At 69.6% G+C, this 16665-nt stretch carries 17 protein-coding genes; 8 read left to right on the top strand and 9 right to left on the bottom strand.

Features of this window, described 5'->3' with window-relative positions; all coding sequences use genetic code 11:
* Positions 1-16 precede the first annotated feature (16 nt).
* Positions 17-442 (bottom strand): hypothetical protein, encoded by a 426-nt coding sequence (locus P7V53_RS09080; protein ID WP_280155163.1) that lies wholly within the window; start codon positions 440-442, stop codon positions 17-19.
* Between the two features lie 269 nt (positions 443-711).
* On the opposite strand from P7V53_RS09080, the gene P7V53_RS09075 reads away from it, so the two are divergent.
* Positions 712-2568: an ATP-binding protein gene (locus P7V53_RS09075; protein WP_280155162.1), complete on the top strand. Its 1857-nt coding sequence runs from the start codon at positions 712-714 to the stop codon at positions 2566-2568.
* Positions 2569-2577: 9 nt separating this feature from the next.
* On the opposite strand, the gene P7V53_RS09070 is transcribed toward P7V53_RS09075, so the two are convergent.
* A complete protein-coding gene (locus P7V53_RS09070; protein ID WP_280155161.1) occupies positions 2578-3177 on the bottom strand; it encodes a DUF1080 domain-containing protein in 600 nt (199 codons plus the stop codon).
* 89 nt (positions 3178-3266) lie between these two features.
* Here P7V53_RS09070 and P7V53_RS09065 point away from each other — a divergent pair, with 89 nt between their 5' ends.
* Complete coding sequence (locus P7V53_RS09065; protein ID WP_280155160.1) at positions 3267-4166, top strand: alpha/beta hydrolase; 900 nt, start codon at positions 3267-3269, stop codon at positions 4164-4166.
* A gap of 61 nt (positions 4167-4227) precedes the next feature.
* Here the strand turns inward: P7V53_RS09065 and P7V53_RS09060 are convergent, their stop codons facing one another.
* Positions 4228-5343 carry a DUF1615 domain-containing protein gene (locus P7V53_RS09060; protein ID WP_280155159.1) on the bottom strand — a complete coding sequence of 372 codons (1116 nt, stop codon included), beginning with the start codon at positions 5341-5343 and terminating at the stop codon, positions 4228-4230.
* A gap of 185 nt (positions 5344-5528) precedes the next feature.
* On the opposite strand from P7V53_RS09060, the gene P7V53_RS09055 reads away from it, so the two are divergent.
* From P7V53_RS09055 to P7V53_RS09045, 3 genes are all read left to right on the top strand, one after another.
* Positions 5529-5792: a hypothetical protein gene (locus P7V53_RS09055; protein ID WP_280155158.1), complete on the top strand. Its 264-nt coding sequence runs from the start codon at positions 5529-5531 to the stop codon at positions 5790-5792.
* 215 nt (positions 5793-6007) lie between these two features.
* On the top strand, positions 6008-7723 hold the full coding sequence (locus P7V53_RS09050; RefSeq protein ID WP_280155157.1) for a tannase/feruloyl esterase family alpha/beta hydrolase: 1716 nt from the start codon (positions 6008-6010) through the stop codon (positions 7721-7723).
* Positions 7724-7761: 38 nt separating this feature from the next.
* Positions 7762-8250, top strand: a complete 489-nt coding sequence (locus P7V53_RS09045; protein ID WP_280155156.1) for a MarR family transcriptional regulator — start codon at positions 7762-7764, stop codon at positions 8248-8250.
* Positions 8251-8334: 84 nt separating this feature from the next.
* Here the strand turns inward: P7V53_RS09045 and P7V53_RS09040 are convergent, their stop codons facing one another.
* The 4 genes from P7V53_RS09040 to P7V53_RS09025 are packed head-to-tail and all read right to left on the bottom strand — an operon-like array spanning position 8335 to position 11849.
* The gene (locus P7V53_RS09040; RefSeq protein ID WP_280155155.1) at positions 8335-9147 is read right to left on the bottom strand and encodes a WecB/TagA/CpsF family glycosyltransferase; all 813 of its coding nucleotides are present in this window, start codon (positions 9145-9147) and stop codon (positions 8335-8337) included.
* The gene (locus P7V53_RS09035; protein ID WP_280155154.1) at positions 9134-10051 is read right to left on the bottom strand and encodes a polysaccharide deacetylase family protein; all 918 of its coding nucleotides are present in this window, start codon (positions 10049-10051) and stop codon (positions 9134-9136) included. The genes P7V53_RS09040 and P7V53_RS09035 overlap by 14 nt, the downstream gene beginning before the upstream one ends.
* 17 nt (positions 10052-10068) lie before the next feature.
* Positions 10069-11157: a radical SAM protein gene (locus P7V53_RS09030; RefSeq protein WP_280156468.1), complete on the bottom strand. Its 1089-nt coding sequence runs from the start codon at positions 11155-11157 to the stop codon at positions 10069-10071.
* Positions 11158-11177: 20 nt separating this feature from the next.
* The gene (locus tag P7V53_RS09025; protein ID WP_280155153.1) at positions 11178-11849 is read right to left on the bottom strand and encodes a methyltransferase domain-containing protein; all 672 of its coding nucleotides are present in this window, start codon (positions 11847-11849) and stop codon (positions 11178-11180) included.
* A 183-nt stretch (positions 11850-12032) separates the two neighbouring features.
* Here P7V53_RS09025 and P7V53_RS09020 point away from each other — a divergent pair, with 183 nt between their 5' ends.
* A complete protein-coding gene (locus P7V53_RS09020) occupies positions 12033-13007 on the top strand; it encodes an NAD-dependent epimerase/dehydratase family protein (RefSeq protein WP_280155152.1) in 975 nt (324 codons plus the stop codon).
* 10 nt (positions 13008-13017) lie between these two features.
* Here P7V53_RS09020 and P7V53_RS09015 read toward each other — a convergent pair whose 3' ends face one another.
* Positions 13018-13266 (bottom strand): hypothetical protein, encoded by a 249-nt coding sequence (locus P7V53_RS09015; RefSeq protein ID WP_280155151.1) that lies wholly within the window; start codon positions 13264-13266, stop codon positions 13018-13020.
* A 308-nt stretch (positions 13267-13574) separates the two neighbouring features.
* Here P7V53_RS09015 and P7V53_RS09010 point away from each other — a divergent pair, with 308 nt between their 5' ends.
* Positions 13575-14264 carry an aspartate/glutamate racemase family protein gene (locus P7V53_RS09010; protein WP_280155150.1) on the top strand — a complete coding sequence of 230 codons (690 nt, stop codon included), beginning with the start codon at positions 13575-13577 and terminating at the stop codon, positions 14262-14264.
* Between the two features lie 10 nt (positions 14265-14274).
* Positions 14275-15501, top strand: a complete 1227-nt coding sequence (gene ligD, locus P7V53_RS09005) for a non-homologous end-joining DNA ligase (protein ID WP_280155149.1) — start codon at positions 14275-14277, stop codon at positions 15499-15501.
* Positions 15502-15515: 14 nt separating this feature from the next.
* Here the strand turns inward: ligD and P7V53_RS09000 are convergent, their stop codons facing one another.
* Complete coding sequence (locus tag P7V53_RS09000; RefSeq protein ID WP_280155148.1) at positions 15516-16580, bottom strand: ATP-dependent DNA ligase; 1065 nt, start codon at positions 16578-16580, stop codon at positions 15516-15518.
* Positions 16581-16665 lie beyond the last annotated feature (85 nt).

Below are 16665 nucleotides of genomic sequence, written 5' to 3'. Positions count from 1 at the left end.
CCGACTGCCGCTCGCGTCAGCGGCGCCAGCCGTCGTGGCGGTCGTAGCGGTTCGGGATGCCATCCCCGTCGCGATCGTGGCGAAGGTTGTTGTGACGGTCGTAGCGGTTCGGCACGCCGTCACCGTCGACGTCCCAGCGCGGGTTGTAGACGGTGTCGTAGCGGTTGGGCACGCCGTCGCCGTCGCGGTCCCAGCGCGTCGGCTGGTGATAGCCGTAGCGGACGACCGGCGCGGGCTGCACGAACACCGGGGCGGGCCGCACGTAGACGGGCGCCGGCTGCGTGTAGACCGGCACAGTCTGCGAGTACACCGGCACGGGCTGCGAGTAGACGGGCGTGCCGATCGTCACCGACCACTGGACGTCGTCGCGCGCTTGCGCCGCGCCTGCCGCGACGGCGCCGGTGAGGGCCAATGCCACGGCGATCAGTTTCCTGCTGCTCATGAATCCAACTCCTTTGCTTTGCAAGCATGGCCGCGAGATTCGCGACCTGCCAGACTCCAACGGCTGCGCGCCGTCAGCCGTTCACGGGCCCGGTGCGAAGGCCAGGTAAAGCTTCGTGAAGCACCCGCAAGACGGCGAAACAGCGCGGCGTGCACCCTCAGCGCCATCGCAGATCGCCGCGCGCCGGCGTGATGCCGGCGATGTTCGGATTGTCCGGACCGCGGAAAGCGGTCAACATGCGGCGGCTCTCGACTTCGCGAAGGGTTGACGTGGACCCGAAGGTCGCGCGCGGCAGCGACGACAGCTTCACGCTCGATGCGACGGTGCTCGCGCAGCGCAAGGCTGCCAGCGCGCGCCGCGTTCACACGATGCAGATCCCGGTCATTCGTGCGGCCGGCTTCGCCATCCTGTGCGTCATCGCCGTGCTGCACGACCTTCGGGTCCACGGCACGATTGCCCAGCCGGCGCTGTGGCGGCTGCTGGCGATCAACGTTGCGTTCGCGGCGCTGAGCTGGCTGGCGCTGCGCTTCGGGCACGGGCGCACCGGCCGCGTCGACCTGAGCCTGCTGTTCCTGCATCTCGACGTGCTGGTGTGGCTGGCGAACCTGCATCACCTCGAGCAGAGCCACCTGTTCTTCGCCTACCTGCTGCTCGTTCGCGTGGCCGACCAGGTCGGCTTCGGGTTCTGGCGGGCGTTCTATTTCAACAACGTGGTGATCGTGCTGTACCTCGCCTACTCGGTGTGGGTGTCGTTGCACGACCCCGGCAGCGCGCGCTGGTTCGATCGGCTGGCCATCGCCGTCATCATGTACCTGCTGGGCATCTACCTCGCGTTCACCGGCTCGGTGACCGAGCGATTGCGCGATCGCATGCGCGCGGCCATGCGCACGGCGCGCGAACTCGTCGACAGCCTGGGCCAGAAGACGCATGCGCTGGAGCAGCAGACGCAGGAGCTGGACCAGGCGCGCCGCATGGCGGAGCAGGCCAACGTGGCCAAGTCGCAATTCCTGGCGGTGATCAGCCACGAGATCCGCACGCCGATGAACGGCATTCTCGGCGCCACCGAGCTGCTGCTCGACACCGCGCTGACGCCGCGCCAGCAGCGCTACGCGCACACGGCCCACCGCTCGGCGACGGCGCTGCTCGCGCTGATCGACGACGTGCTCGACCTCTCGCGCATCGAAGCCGGCAAGCTCCATCTGCACGAAACGAGCTTCGACCTGCGCGCCCTGGTCACCGAAGCGGTCGACCTGATGTCGGCCACCGCGCGCGACAAGCCGATCACCTTGAGCTGCACGCTGCCGCAGGACCTGCCGCAGCGCCTGCACGGAGACCCCGTGCGCCTGCGCCAGCTGCTGGTCAACCTGCTGCACAACGCGCTGAAGTTCACCGAACGCGGCCGCGTCGACGTTCACACCGCCGTCGTGGAGGACGCGCCCGACACGATGCGCCTGCGCTTCGAAGTGCGCGACACCGGCATCGGCATCGCGCCCGCTCAGCTCGACACGGTGTTCGACGCGTTCACGCAAGCCGACGCATCGACCACCCGCCGCCACGGCGGCAGCGGCCTGGGCCTGGCCATCGTGCGGGACATTGCCCGGCTGATGGGCGGCACCGTGGGCGTGCACAGCCGGCTCGGCGAGGGATCGACGTTCTGGTTGGAGTTGCCGCTGGCGAAGGCCGCCGATCAGCCCGAACCGGTGCCGCCGGACCCCATTGCCAGCGGGGAGCTTTCCGCGCGCGTGCTGCTGGCGGAGGACGACATGGTCAACCAGATGGTCGTCGGCGAGATGCTGCGCAAGCTGGGCTGCGCCGTCGACGTGGTCGGCGACGGCGCAGCCGCACGCGACGCTCTCGCACAGGACCGCTACGACGTCGTCTTCATGGATTGCCACATGCCAGTGATGGACGGCTTCGAAGCGACGCGGCGCATCCGTGAAGACGAGGACGGCGGCCTGCACACGCCCATCGTCGCCCTGACGGCCGACGCGCTGGCGGGCGACCGCGATCGCTGCATCGAATCGGGCATGGACGACTACATGACCAAGCCGGTCAGCAGCGCGCTGCTGGCCGCGGCCATCGAACGCTGGACCGGACGGCGCACGCACGCGCCGTCGCAGTGGTGAGGCGGCGCGTCAGAGCGCCTTCACCTGCACCTTGCGGAACTTGATCGTGCCCCGACCCCATTGCAGCGCGAACGGCCCGCTGGCGAGCTTGGCGTCCTGCACGTCGACGGTCTTCTGGCCGTTGAGCACCAGCACCAGCCGATCACCGCGCGCGGTGATCTCGTACGTGTTCCACTTGCCGCCCGCCTTGGGCATCGGGTCCGGCGCCTTGGCCACCTTCACGATCGCTCCCGTGCCATACGTCGGATCCGGACGCTGGTCGAAGATGTTGGCCTCGTAGCAGCTCTCGTCGTTGATCTTGGCGGGATCCTGGCAGCGCACGAACACGCCGCTGTTGGCGTCGTCGCTGGCCCAGAACTCGACCCGCATCGCGAAGTCCTTGTACGGCGTCTTCGAGACCAGGTAGGCCGGATCCTTGCCGCCCGAGCTCGCCTGGATCGCGTCGTCGGCCGCGCTCCAGTTGGCCTCGCCGACGCGGTTGAAATTTTCCAGGCCCCGGGTGCCGTCGACCAGCGTGGTCCAGCCGCCGTCACCGGCGCCGGTGGCGCAGCCGATCAGCAGCGCGGCCAGCATGCTCGCACCGGCTGCCTGCAACTTGAATGGGTTCATGGCGTGTCTCCTCTCCGTCAAGAGGCCGGTGATTATGCTGAGCGCCTGCCGACCGCGACCTTCGACCCTCACACCCCCATGGAGGACTCATGGAGAGCATCACGACCGATCAGCTGGAGATCGCCTTCGAGACCCACGGACGCCGCACGACGAACATGCCCATCATGCTGCTGCATGGCTTCCCGGACGACGCCACGGCCTGGAACGAAGTCGGCGGCCGGCTCGCAGCGGCCGGCCGCCATGCGATCGCGCCGCACGTGCGCGGCTGCGGCCCCACGCGCTTCCTGTCGAAGGAAACGCCGCGCAGCGGCCAGGTCGCGGCACGGGCACGCGATGTGGTGCATCTGATGGATGGGCTGCAGATCGAGCGCGCCATCGTCGTCGGACAGGACTGGGGCGCGGCGACCGCGCAGGCGCTCGCGATGCTGCATCCGCAGCGCGTCGACAAGCTCGTCGTGCTGAACGGCCACGGGCTGCTCAACATGGCCGTCTTCGCGCAAGGCAAGCGTCCGTCATGGGCCACCTTCCACGCCGGCTGGTACCAGTGGCTGTTCCAGTCGGCCATCGCCGAGCCGCTGCTGCGCCAGGATGCCGCCGGGCTGGCGCGCTACCTGTGGCAGCAATGGTCGCCGGGATGGCGCTTCAGCGAAGAAGTCTTCGCGGCCGTGGCCCGCTCGCTGGCCAACCCGGATTGGGTCGATGTCGTGCTGTCGGCCTATCGGCCGCCGGATGCGGACCCCCACGCGGATCCTCGGGACGCTGCCGCGGGCCGGCAACTCGCCACGGCCCCGGCGATCACGCAGCCGACGCTGAACCTGCAGGGCGCGCGCGACGGCGTCGACCTGTTCGAGGACACGCAGCTCGGGCAGGAAGCGTTCTACCGCGGCGGCTTTCGCTGCGCACGGCTCGAAGGCTGCGGACACTTCCTGCAGCGCGAACGGCCGGACGAGGTGGCGAGCCTTCTGCTGGAGTTCTTCGACGACGCATGAGGCGCCATCGGCCTTTGTGCACCGGGCTTAGGCCGAACGTCAGGTCGATCGGCGCGCGCTGCTATCCCGCACGCGCCAGGCAGCGCCGATAGCGCTCGTCGACACGATTGGCGAACCACGCCGTCGTCAGCTTGCGGGTGATCTTCGGGCTGCGCAGATCGATCTGCGGCAGCACCGCACGCGGCAGTGCGCGCCCCTCGACGGCGTCTGCCAGGGCGAACACGCGCTGGTACAGCGTGCTGCGCTCCAGCGTCTCGCCGTCGCCTTGCTCCAGGTCATGCCGGATGTCGCTCTCGCCCATGCGCAGGCGCTGGGCGAGCACGCGCGCCGCCGTCTCGGTCTGGCCCGGCTTGCGGTCTTCGTCGTCGCGGCGCACCAGGTCGCCGTCGAGCACCAGCGGGATGCCCGAGGCCACGCTGATGGCGTTCTGCAGTGCCGCGTTGCGGCTGGCGTAGTGGCCCGCGTTGAAGTCGGCAAAGCGGTACAGCGGCTTGTCGTATGACGCGGGATAGCCGAGCAGATGCGCGACTCCGAAATACAAGCCGCCGCGACGCGTGAAGACCTCGCGGCGGATGCTGCCGCCGACCGGATACGGATAGGGCCTGGCCTGCGCATGGCGCTGCGCGAACTCGATGCTGACCTGCATCGGGCCACCGGTGCGCACCGGATTCCAGCCGGAGAACAGGCGCGTGCCCATGGGCACCATGCCGATGAAGTCCTCGAAGATCTCGCTCAGCTCGCGCTCGGTCTTGGCGTTGTCGATGCGCTCGCTGTAGCTGCGGCCGGTGGGCGAGGACAGCTGCAGCGCGCCGCGCACGACGAGCATCGGCACGCCGGCGCGCTCTGCGCGTTGTTCGATCTGCCGCCACGCGATGGCCGCGAGACCCGGCACCGCGGGGTCGGCGCGAAAGCCGGACTCCTGCTCGACGATGCCGATCACGGCGCAGATGTTCGGCGCAGTCGCTGCGATCTGCAGCGACGCCAGCGCCGCGTACATGTCGGTCGCCCATCCGCCGCGGTCGGCGGTCTGCGCAGGCAGCAGCTCGGCGATGAGGGCCCGCGCCTCGGCGGGACGCAGCGCCGGCACCTCGGGCGCCGGCTCGCGACTGGCGCATGCGGCGAGCAGCAGCACGCCCAGCACGACGGCGAAGCAGCGTTGACGGATGAAGGCGGCCATGGCGCCCATTCTTGCTGCAGATGCAATGGGGCATTCGGAATTCGACCATTTATCCGGCCGCAAGCACTGCCTACAGTTCATCCCATCGATGAGCCGAACACGAACCACGGTTCACGAGCTGACAAGACGGCCCGCGATGACCGCCCTGCCAGGAAACAACAGACCCTGTCTCAAAGGAAATCATCATGAACGCCAAGACCCTGATCACCGCCCTGTCACTCGCCGTCATCGGCCAAGCGGCCCTCGCCGTCGAAGCCGAGCAGTTCACGCCTGCGCCGTCGACGCTCACCCGTGCCGAAGCCCAGTCGCAGCAGAGCGCCGCCGTCACCTTCACCGAAGCGACCGTGTTCGCCGAGACGCCCGCCGCCGGCGTGTCGCGTGAAGAGGTGCGCGCGCAGGCACGCGCCGCGGCGCATGACGCGTCGTTCAACGCGCTCTACGCGGGTTGAGCTCGCTTGGCGTGTCCCGCAACGTCGGGACCTTTCAGAGGGCGCATCGCTCCGCGGTGCGCCCTCTGGCTTTTCCGGGCCGGATGCCGCCATTCGCCAATCGATTAGTAACGGAATGATGTGTCTTGGGTGAAAACCCGCTGTCTCCTGGTCGTTTTCGTTTAGTACCTTAACGATATGGCTCCGATTCGTGGAGCCTCACAGGAGACACCGTGATGTTTCGTTCCTCCCGCGTTGCGGCTTGCGCCGCCCTGCCCGCTGTGCTGCTGCTGTTGTCCCTGGCGGGCTGCGGCGGCGACGACGACGTATCGCCCGGCCTGCCGCAGCTGGCCGCCGCACAGGCGGCCACCTACACCGGGGACTGCGCCGCCCTCGCCGCACGCATCGGCAGCCCGGCCAACACCACCATCACCGCCGCCAGCACCGTCGCCGCCGGCACGCTGACGCTCGCCGGCCAGCCGATCGCGGAGCACTGCCTGGTCACCGGCCGCATGCACGAGCGTGTCAGCGCCGTGGACGGGAAGAGCTATGCCATCAGCTTCGAGATGCGCTTGCCGCGCAACTGGAACGGGCGCTTCTACCACCAGGGCAACGGCGGCCTCGACGGCAACGTGGTGACGGCCAACGGCACGTTGGGCGGCGGCCCGCTCACCAGCGCGCTGGTGCAGGGCTTCGCGGTCCTCAGCTCCGACGCGGGCCATGCGGGCGCACTGGGCCCCACCTACGGCATCGACCCGCAGGCCCGGCTCGACTACGGCTACCAGGCGGTGGGCAAGTTGACGCCGATGGCCAAGGGCGTCATCCAGGCGACCTACGGAAAGGCTCCGGACCGCTCCTACTTCGGCGGCTGCTCCAACGGCGGACGCCACGCGATGGTGACGGCGGCCCGCTACTCGGACCAATACGACGGCATCCTCGCCGGCGCGCCCGGCTACAACCTGCCCAAGGCGGCCGTGGCCAACATCTTCGGCGCGCAGCACTATGCGACGGTCGCGACCGACCCGGCCGACCTGTCGACGGCATTCACGCCGGCCGAGCGCACGCTGGTGGCGAATGCGGTGCTGGCCAAGTGCGATGCGCTGGACGGCGCCACCGACGGGCTGGTGCAGGACACCAACGCCTGCCAGGCCGCCTTCAGCCTTGCCAACGACGTGCCCACCTGCAGCGGCGCGCGCGACGGCACCTGCCTGTCCGCGGCGCAGAAGAGCGCCATCGCACCGATCTTCAGCGGCGCCACCACCAGCACCGGCGCGCCGGTGTATGCGAGCTTCCCGTACGACAGCGGGCTCGCCGCCGCGGGCATCGCGTTCTGGGAGTTCACCGCGCCGCTGGCCCTCGACTCCGGCTCTGTCGGTTTCGTCTTCAAGGTCCCGCCCGAATCGGCCAGCGGGTTCAACGGCCCGGCGTTCAGCCTGTCGGCGAACATCGACACGCTGGTCGCGCAGATCAATGCCACCGACGCCACCTACACCGAGTCGGCGATGAGCTTCATGACGCCGCCCCATCCGACCGACCTGTCGACCCTCAAGAATCGCGGCGGCAAGATGCTGGTCTATCACGGTGTGAGCGATCCGATCTTTTCGGTGAACGACAGCGCGGCCTGGTACGACGGCCTGCGCACGGCCAACGGCGGGGACGCTTCCAACTTCGCGCGCTTCTTCCGCGTTCCGGGCATGGGGCACTGCTCGGGCGGACCGGCCACCGACCAGTTCGACGTGCTCTCGCCGCTCGTCGCGTGGGTGGAGCAGGGACAGGCGCCCGATCGCATCGTGGCCAGCGCGCGCGGCGCGGGCAATGCCGGCGGTGTCAACGCGGAAGTGCCGGCCGCGTGGGCCGCCAACCGCAGCCGTCCGCTGTGCCCGTATCCGAAGGTGGCGCGCTACAACGGCACGGGCAGCCTCGAGTCCGCGGACAGCTTCACCTGCCAGTGAGCCGTTCGCCATGGCGCGATGCAACGACAATGCGTGCCATGGCCAATCGAAAGGCATCGGGGGGCGACACCACCCCCGCCGGCAACCTCGACGAAGCGCGTCTCCATGGCGTCATCGGCTACCAGATCGCGCAGGCCTCGATCGCCACGCTGGGCGTCTTCCACCGGCTGGTGGGCGAGCCGCTCGGGCTGCGGCCGGTGGAGTTCACCATCCTCGTGCTGATCAAGGAGAACCCCGGCGGCACGGCCGCGCGCCTGGCACGCGCGCTGGCCGTGACGGCGCCCAACATCAAGCTGTGGCTCGAGCGCCTGGAAGGCCGCATGCTGATCCGGCGGGAGGCCAGCGCGAGCGACCGGCGGACCCAGCACATCCACGTCACCGAAGAGGGACGTCAGATCGCGGAATCGGCGACGCAGCGGCTCATCGAAGGCGAACGTCTGGCGTTCTCCCACCTGAGCAACGGCGAACGGGCGATCCTCATCGAGCTGCTTCACAAGGTGGCGCGCAAGCGCGACGAGACTTCGTAGCCGTCGCGACGCCGTCAGGAATCGATCGCGCCTTGTACGCCGATCGCTGCCGGTCCTGATGGCGCACTGACGCGGTCGCGTGCCTCAGGCGCGGCGCTTGCGGGTCACCCGCGTGACGAGCGCGAGCCACGCGACGCGAGCGAGCGTTGGCGGGTCCTCGAGCACGTAGCGACGCGCATAGCGGCGCGGCGCGATGAGAAGCTGGAACAGGGATTCGAGTCCGGCCACCTGCATCCAGCGAGGCGCTCGCGGCAGTCGCCCGCTCAAGGTGTCGAACACGCCGCCGACGCCGACCGCGACCGACACGCCGGTGGCATGCAGGTTGCGCGCGAGCCACAACTCCTGCTTCGGGGCGCCGAGCGCCACGAACAGCAGGTCGGCCTCGAACTCGCGAATGCGTTGCACGAGCGCGGCGTTGTCTTCGTTGTCGCCGTCGGCCGAGAACGATCCGCCGTCGTCGCCTTGCACGCACAGTCCCGGATTCTCGCGTTCGAGCCTGCGCGCCACGTCAGCTGCAACACCCGGCATCCCGCCGAGCAGGAACATGCGGTGGCCGTGCGCACGGGCCAGGCGAATCGATTCACGCACCAGGTCATGCCCCGTGATCTGCTCCGGCAGCGGCTCGCCCAGCAGGCGCGACACCCACAGCACCAGCCTTCCGTCGGGCACCACCCACGCCGCCTCGTGGATCACCCGGCGAAAGGCGCGCGACCGCTGCGCCAGCCGGATGAAGTCGATGTTCACCGTCACGATCTGCAGTGGCGTGCGGGCGCGGCAGGCCTGCTGCACCGCGGCCATGAGCTCGTCCAGGTGCACGGCATCGATCAGCACATCGCCGATCTGAACGCGGCGCGGGGCTGCCGGCGCGTCGCCGCGGACAGCGTCAACGTCCAGCATGCTTCTCGCCCCACAGGGGCAGCGCCTCCAGCGGCGACGGACGGCCCGCCATGTGGCGCGTCAGCGGCACGACCGGTGCCGTGGCCCAGTCGATGCGTCGCACGGCGTCCCCGACGCAGACGAAGTCGAACTCGTCGAGCACACGCCGGAACCGGGACCACGCGCGGCGCAAGCCCACGCGCAGCTTGATCTGCCGAAACAGCGACAGGCCCTCGACCCACGGCTGCGCGCTGTCGAAGTCGCGTGGATGAAAGTAGCTCATCACGTAGTCGTCCCGCGCCAGATGACGACGCACGACGCCCTGCGGGGCCAGCCGGAAGTAGCCCGAGCCGCCGCAGACGTAGCGCATGCCCATGCAGCGCGCCGCGCTGACCGGAAGCTCCAGCAACCGGCCATGCGGCGAGTGGATCGTGAACGGTCCGCCAAGCGGAACGTCGAAGCGGTCGCCGGGGCGGCGCAGCGGGAACACCGAGCAGTCGACCGAGATGCCGTGCGCGAGCAGCACCTCGACGGCCCACCCGCACGCCGGTGTCAACGAAAACCCCGGCGCCCGATGAAACGTGACGGCCTGGCCCGTCAGGTCCTCGAGCACCTTCATCGAGCGGACCAGGTCCGCCTCGAAGGTCCCGCGCTGCTGGCGGTCGATGGGAAGGTGCGCATGCGAATGCGTGCCCACCTCGTGCCCCTGCGCCGCGATGCGGCGCACGAGGCCGGGGTGGTGCTCGGCCACCCAGCCGAGGCAGAAGAAGGTCGCCCTCATGCCGCGCGATCCGAGCTCGTCGAGGATGCGGTCGGTGTTGCGCTCCACCCGCGAGTCGAGGCCGGGCCAGGCGGCCGGCGCATCGGTGGCCGGGTTGTCGAGGACGTGGAACCAGTCTTCGATGTCGAAGGTGAGGATGCGCATGGCGTTCGACCCCTGTGCTACGCGGGCAAGCGCTCGTGCGCCGGCTTCTTCCTCGGCATGAACACGACGAAGGCCCGGCGCGCATCCTCCGCCAGGGTTCGATGCGACAGGCAGGAGGCCGCGCACTTCGGGTCGCCGAAGCTCGGGCAGTGCGTCATCCGGTCCCTCAGGTCCGAGGCGGCCGCGCTGCGCCAAATGTCCCGCGCGGAAGCGTCCTTGACGTTGCCCAGCACGGGGTAGAACCAGCAGCTCCTGACGTCGCCGTTCGGCAGGATGCAGTAGTCGCGCAACCCCACGCGGCATGGCGGATGCGAGGGCACGATCGTCTCGCCCCTGAAATGCGCGGCCCACGACAACATGCGCTGCTCCTCGGTCTCGATGGCAGCGCCCGCGCGCTTCATCTCGATCAAGGCGTCGACGACTTCGGTCAGCGCCTGCTCGTCCTCGGGCCGCAGCCACAGCTGCGATTCCACTTCGGGCGTCCAGTGCCGGACCGGACTGAAGTCGATGGACGATGCGCCGACGTCTTCGGCCCATCGCACCAAGGCCGGCATCTCGCGGAAGTTGTGGCGGTGCACGGTGGGCTTGATGCGGATGCCGAACGAAGCGCCTGCCTGATCCCTCATCGCCCTGAGCGTTCGCACGCCTTTGGCGATCGTGTCCAGCGAGCCGGCAACACCGCGCGAATGGTCGTGAACGGCGGCCGTCGCGCCATCGACCGAGATGCCGACCGAAAACGGCGCGGCGTTGGCAAGCCTCTGCGCGTTCCGCGGCGACAGGGCCGAGCCGTTGGTCGTCATCGTCCAGCGTATGCCCGCGCCGCAGCACCACTCGACGAGAGGCAGGAACGGCTTGTAGACGAAAGGCTCGCCGCCGCCGAAATCGACGGTGAAGTTGCCGACGAAGCTTCGCAGGTCGGCGAGCGCGGCGATCCACTGCTCGAGGCCGAGTTCCGGCGGGTACTCCGGCCTTCGCCAGCAGGCGCATGACAGGCACTTGTAGTTGCATCGCTCGGTCAGCACGACGCCGATGGTCTGCGGCCGGGTGGTGTCCCATCCGGTGGACAGGTACACCGCTTCGCGCAGTTCCTGGCCGACCCGCTGCATTCCCATGCCGACAACCGTTTTCAGCTGCATGGCGGCGTCTCCGACATCGTTCGATAAAGGCACCAGGACTTGGTCATGCCGCCCACGCGCTCGGTGTAGACCGACGCATCGGGAAAGAGCGCGCGCAGTCGCTTCAGCCTGAACGATCGCGTCTGCGCGATCGGGCACGACCATGGATTCTTCGCGTAGCGCAGGTCCAGTCGGCGCGCGATGGCGCTGCGCACGGCAGGCGGATAGAGCCAGTAGAACGGCAGGCCCGTGTGCGATTCGATGGGGAACAGCCAGGCGGGCGTCTGCACCCAATAGCCCTTGCCGACGCGTCGAACTTCATCGGCGAAGCGGAGCACGCGCGAGTCGTCGCCGAGATGCTCGATGACGCTGTTGCTGAAGACGATGTCGAACGATCGGTCCGCGAAGCGCCCGAGGTCGCACGCGTCGCCGATGGCGATGGCGTAACGGCGCGTCGTGCCGCCGGGCGCACGAAAGCCCAGCGCATGGGCTTCGTCGACATTGAGCAGGGTGACGTCGAGGCGGTGATCGACGAGGTCCCAGATGTCGACGCTGCCGCCGACGTCGAGCACGGTCGCACCGGGGGGCGGACGCAGCCGCTCGAGGAACTCGCACATCCGTCGTGACCGCCATGCCGCGCGCAAGCGGATCTTGACAGGCTCGAACGACGGAGAGACTTGCATGGCCTCCGCTCCCTCTCGAGCGAGTATGGATCCCGCCCCCGCAATCCCCAACACCACGGCGGCAGGTGGGTCTTGAGTCGCAAGAAAGAAGCGCTGCGTGCAGCCAGGGCCTCGCGCGAGGATCAGCGCTCGTCCATCGAGATCCGAACGTGGCGGCGCGGTCGTCGTGACATCATCGCCGGCATGCCATCGTCTTCTTCGATGAAGCTGCTCGTGCTGGGCGGCACCGTCTTTCTCGGCCGCCATGTCGTCGATGCCGCCTTGCAGGCCGGGCACCAGGTGACGGTGTTCAACCGCGGCCGTCGCGCCGTCGCCTGGCCCGCGGCGGTGGAGGCGCTGGTGGGCGATCGCGACGGCGACACCTCAGCGCTGCGCGGCAGGTCCTTCGACGCAGTGATCGATTGCAGCGGCTACCGGCCGGCCCAGATCATGTCCGTGGCGTCGTCGCTGCAGCCGCCGCTGCCGCATTGGGTGTTCGTCTCCTCCATCTCCGTCGTGGCGCGCTTTCCGCCCGGCCGGCCGCACGACGAGGAGGCGCCGGTCACTGGGGACACCACGGGCTACGGCGGCGAGAAGGCGCGCGCCGAAGAGGCGGTGCGAGTGCTTTGTGCGGAGCACGCCGCCATCGTTCGCCCGGGACTGATCGTCGGGCGGCACGACCCCACCGGCCGCTTCGCCTACTGGCCGTGGCGCGTGTCGCAGGGCGGCAGCGTGCTCGCGCCCGGCCGTCCCGAGCGTCCCGTCCAGTTCATCGATGCGAGAGACCTGGCCGCGTGGTGCGTGCAGCTGGCCGAGACGCGGCAAGGCGGCACGTTCAACGCCGTCGGGCCTGGCCTGGCGATGCGCACGCTGCTCGACGCCTGCCGCGACGTGGCGGGCACCGACGCCCGCTTCGTGTGGCGCCCGGACGCCGACTTGCTCGCCGCGGGCGTGACGCCGTGGACCGGCCTGCCGCTGTGGCTGCCGGAGGACGATCCTGAATTCGGCGGCATGCTGCTCGCGCGCAACGACCGCGCCGTGGCCGCGGGCCTGCGCATCCGCGCCGTGGCCGAGACAGTGGCCGACGTGCTCGATGCGCTGCGCGAGGATCCCACGCGCGGGTCGTTTCCCAAGGTCACGCCCGCTGAGCTCGAGGCACGCCTGGTCGCCGAGGGATGAGGCAAGACGGCTACTTCGATCCGGCTCCCATCTTGCCTTGCAGCACCGCAGTCAGGTGCTGCCGGGCCTCGGCGAGTTGGGCCTTGTCGGCGTCGTGCACACGGCGGAAGAAGGCGACGCATTCGGGCGACTTCGCCTCTTCCGCGTCCTTGATGTACTGGTCGTAGGCCATCAAGGCCTGCGCCTTGTTCTGGATGAGCGTGATCCAGTCGTATTCCAGGTTGCTCAGCGGGTGGGGGTCGGACGGGGTTTCCTTCATGGCGTGCCCTTTCGAATGCGGTGCACGTTTGCAGCAATCGTCGCTCCCGTCCCGTCGACAAGCGTCTCCGCGACTCGCCCCCCGATTCAGGGGGAATGGCCTGCGGCGGGCACTTCACATGCTTCGACCGGCAGGTCACGGCGCCTCGTCGTCGGTGTTCGGCGAGCTGACACCAGCCGGGCCCGATGCGCGGTGCCGTGGCACTTTCGGCGAACCGGGGATGCATGGCGCGAGTGCCATGTCGCTTCTTCACACTTTTGTGCAAAGCACATGAGCATGATCTGCCGGGGCGCTGAAAAGGTTCACCGATGAAGGGTTCTCGCCAAGGCTTTCTCGGCATCCTGATGCTGGACACGCGCTTCCCGCGCCCCATCGGCGACGTCGGGAATCCCGACACCTTCCGGCGGGCCGGCATTCCGGTGCGTTTGCGGACAGTGCAGGGGGCATCCCCCGAGCGCATCGTCAGGCAAGCCGATCCGGCCCTGCTGCAGCCCTTTGCCGACGCGGCCATGGCGCTGGTGGGCGAGGGCGCCACGATGCTGTCGACGAGCTGCGGGTTCCTGAGCGCCTACCAGGCAACGCTTTCGCGAGCGGCCGGCGTGCCGGTGATCACGTCGAGCCTGCTTCAAACCGCGCGCTTTGCCCGCCCGGGCATCGTGACCATCTCCGCGGCCTCGCTGAGCCCGGCGGTGCTCGACGGCGCAGGCGTTCCCGCCGGAACGCCGGTGCAGGGCGTGGAGCCCGGCTGCGAGTTTCAACGGCGCATCCTGGCCGACGAGCCGACGCTGGATCTGAAGCAGGCGCAGCAGGACGTCGTCTCGGCCGCCCTCGAGCTCGTCGAGGCACATCCGCTCGTCACGGACATCGTCCTCGAGTGCACGAACATGCCGCCCTACCGGGACGCGGTGGCGCAAGCCACCGGGCGCGCCGTGCACGACATCGAGACCCTGCTCATCGAGCAGTGGACCGCGTTGCAGGCGCGGGCCGTGAAGGCGTAGGCTGGTGCCCATGGCCAAGGCGAAGGACGAGATCAGGCTGACGATCGTCGATCGCGAAGTCGTCGTGACGCACCCGGACAAGCTGCTGATCCCCGATGCCAAGGTGCGCAAGCTCGACCTCGTGAACTACTACGTCGCCGTCGCCGAGGGCGCGCTGCGCGGTGCCGGCGGACGCCCGTGCGTGCTGGTGCGCTACCCCGACGGCTTCGGCGGCGAGTTCTTCTTCCAGAAGCGCGCCCCGGCCACGCGGCCCGAATGGCTGGAGGTCGCGTCGATCCGCTTCCCCTCCGGCCGCAGCGCCGACGAGGTGGTGCCGCGCCATGCGGCCGATCTCGCCTGGATGGCCAACCTCGCCTGCCTCGAGCTGCATCCGCACCCGGTGCGCGCCGACGACCTCGATCACCCGGACGAGCTGCGCGTCGATCTCGACCCCGTGCCGGGCGTGGAATGGCCGCAGATCCGCCAGGTCGCGCACCTGGTCCACGAGGCGCTGACGCAGGTCGGACTCACCGGCTGGCCCAAGACCTCCGGCTCGCGTGGCGTGCACGTGCTGGTGCGCATCGAGCGCCGCTGGACCTTCGACCAGGTGCGTCGGGCCGCGTTGGCGCTGGCCCGCGAAGTCGAGCGCCGCGCCCCCGAGCTGGCCACCAGTGCCTGGTGGAAGGAAGAGCGGCGCGGCGTCTTCATCGACTACAACCAGAACGCGAAGGACCGCACCGTCAGCTCCGCGTACTCGGTGCGGCCGAGGCCCGACGCGCGCGTGTCCATGCCGCTCACCTGGCAGGAGCTCGACCACTGCGACCCTGCCGACTTCACGCTGTGGACCGTGCCCGAGCGATGGCAGGCGAGCGGCGACGCGCACGCGGCCATCGACGACCACGCCGGTTCCCTGGAGCCGTTGCTCGAGCTCTCGGCCCGCCAGGAGGCCGAAGGCCAGGGCGATGCCCCCTGGCCGCCGCATTACCGAAAGGCGCCCGGCGAGCCTCGTCGCGCGCCGCCCTCGACCTCACGCCGCGCCACGCCGCTGATCGAGATCGCCCGCGCCGACCGCGAGGCCGACGCCGTCGCGGCCGCCGAAGCGTGGAAGGCCAGCCATCCGCAGGCCGCCGCCCACCTCGAGCCCTCGGACGTGCTGGTGGACCGCATGCGGGGCCGCTCGTCGCTGTGGTATCGGGTGCGCATCAACCTGACGCGCGTGCCGCCGGCGTTGCGGCCGGGCGCGCGCAAGTCCGCGTAGGCGGTCGTGCGCCGTCACGCCCCGAACACTTTTGCCAGCTCGTAGGGCGTGGTCACCTCCAGCTGGTCGTAGCGGCACTCCTGCGGCGGCTTGTCCGGCCGCCAGCGCATGAACACCGTCGCGTGGCGGAAGCGGTTGCCCTGCAGGTGGTCGTAGCGCACCTCGCAGACACGCTCCGGCCGCAGCGGCTCCCAGCTGAGATCCTTGCCGCCGCTCCAGCGGCTCTGCGCGCCGGGCATGCGCTGCGCATCGCCCACCACCGCGCCCGCCCAGGCGCGCCACGGGTGCGACTCGAGGGCGCGCTCGCGCAGCGGGGCGAGCTCTTGCAGGAGCTGCTGGCGCATCGCCATCGTGAACGACGAGGTCACGCCGACGTGCTGCAGCACGCCCGCGTCGTCGTGGAGACCCAGCAGCAGCGAGCCGATCGCATCGGTGCGGTCCTTGTACCAGCGGAAGCCTGCGACCACGCAGTCAGCGCTGCGCACATGCTTGATCTTCAGCATCGCCCGCTTGCCCGGCTGATAGACCGCCGACTCGAGCTTGGCGATCACGCCGTCGAGCCCGGCGCCCTCGAAGTGCTGCAGCCAGCGCTGCGCCTCGGCCCGATCGCGCGTCATCGGCGTCAGGTGCAGCGGCGGCTTCATGCTGCCGAGCAGCCGCTCCAGGCGCGTGCGCCGCTCGGCCTGCGCCAGCCCCATCGTCGACCGGCCGCCCGCGCCGAGCAGGTCGAACGCGACGAAGCGCGCCGGCGTCTCCAGTGCGAGCTTGGCGATGCGCGAGGCGGCGGGATGGATGCGCTGCTGCAGCGCGTCGAAGTCGAGCCCGCGGGGCGACACGACGACGATCTCGCCGTCGAGCACGCAGCCCTTGGGCAGCGCGTCGTGCAGCGCCTGCGCCAGCTCGGGGAAGTAGCGGTTCAGCGGCTTGAGGTCGCGGCTCTGCAGCAGGGTCTCGTCCGCGGTGCGGAAGACGATCGCCCGGAAGCCGTCCCACTTCGGCTCGAAGAGAAAGCCCGGGTCGGCGGGAAGCTCGTCGACGAGCTTGGCGAGCATCGGCTCGATGGGCGGCGTGGGATCCATGCGCCGGTTTAACCGCAGCCGCCGATTGGGGCAAGCAGGCCGTGCGGCGGCCCGGACGCCGCAGGTGTCATGCCGGGCAACGTGG

The organism is Piscinibacter sp. XHJ-5 (assembly GCF_029855045.1).
GTDB lineage: Bacteria > Pseudomonadota > Gammaproteobacteria > Burkholderiales > Burkholderiaceae_C > Albitalea.
This window is presented reverse-complemented; position numbering and strand designations above follow the sequence as displayed.

Coding starts and splice junctions, on each gene's coding strand:
- P7V53_RS09010 (WP_280155150.1), top strand. CDS start 13,575: ATGAAGGGTTCTCGCCAAGGCTTTCTCGGCATCCTGATGCTGGACACG.
- P7V53_RS09070 (WP_280155161.1), bottom strand. CDS start 3,177: ATGAACCCATTCAAGTTGCAGGCAGCCGGTGCGAGCATGCTGGCCGCG.
- P7V53_RS09035 (WP_280155154.1), bottom strand. CDS start 10,051: ATGCGCATCCTCACCTTCGACATCGAAGACTGGTTCCACGTCCTCGAC.
- P7V53_RS09055 (WP_280155158.1), top strand. CDS start 5,529: ATGAACGCCAAGACCCTGATCACCGCCCTGTCACTCGCCGTCATCGGC.
- P7V53_RS09020 (WP_280155152.1), top strand. CDS start 12,033: ATGCCATCGTCTTCTTCGATGAAGCTGCTCGTGCTGGGCGGCACCGTC.
- P7V53_RS09060 (WP_280155159.1), bottom strand. CDS start 5,343: ATGGCCGCCTTCATCCGTCAACGCTGCTTCGCCGTCGTGCTGGGCGTG.
- P7V53_RS09015 (WP_280155151.1), bottom strand. CDS start 13,266: ATGAAGGAAACCCCGTCCGACCCCCACCCGCTGAGCAACCTGGAATAC.
- P7V53_RS09025 (WP_280155153.1), bottom strand. CDS start 11,849: ATGCAAGTCTCTCCGTCGTTCGAGCCTGTCAAGATCCGCTTGCGCGCG.
- P7V53_RS09050 (WP_280155157.1), top strand. CDS start 6,008: ATGTTTCGTTCCTCCCGCGTTGCGGCTTGCGCCGCCCTGCCCGCTGTG.
- P7V53_RS09080 (WP_280155163.1), bottom strand. CDS start 442: ATGAGCAGCAGGAAACTGATCGCCGTGGCATTGGCCCTCACCGGCGCC.
- P7V53_RS09000 (WP_280155148.1), bottom strand. CDS start 16,580: ATGGATCCCACGCCGCCCATCGAGCCGATGCTCGCCAAGCTCGTCGAC.
- P7V53_RS09040 (WP_280155155.1), bottom strand. CDS start 9,147: ATGCTGGACGTTGACGCTGTCCGCGGCGACGCGCCGGCAGCCCCGCGC.
- P7V53_RS09030 (WP_280156468.1), bottom strand. CDS start 11,157: ATGCAGCGGGTCGGCCAGGAACTGCGCGAAGCGGTGTACCTGTCCACC.
- P7V53_RS09065 (WP_280155160.1), top strand. CDS start 3,267: ATGGAGAGCATCACGACCGATCAGCTGGAGATCGCCTTCGAGACCCAC.
- ligD (WP_280155149.1), top strand. CDS start 14,275: ATGGCCAAGGCGAAGGACGAGATCAGGCTGACGATCGTCGATCGCGAA.
- P7V53_RS09045 (WP_280155156.1), top strand. CDS start 7,762: ATGGCCAATCGAAAGGCATCGGGGGGCGACACCACCCCCGCCGGCAAC.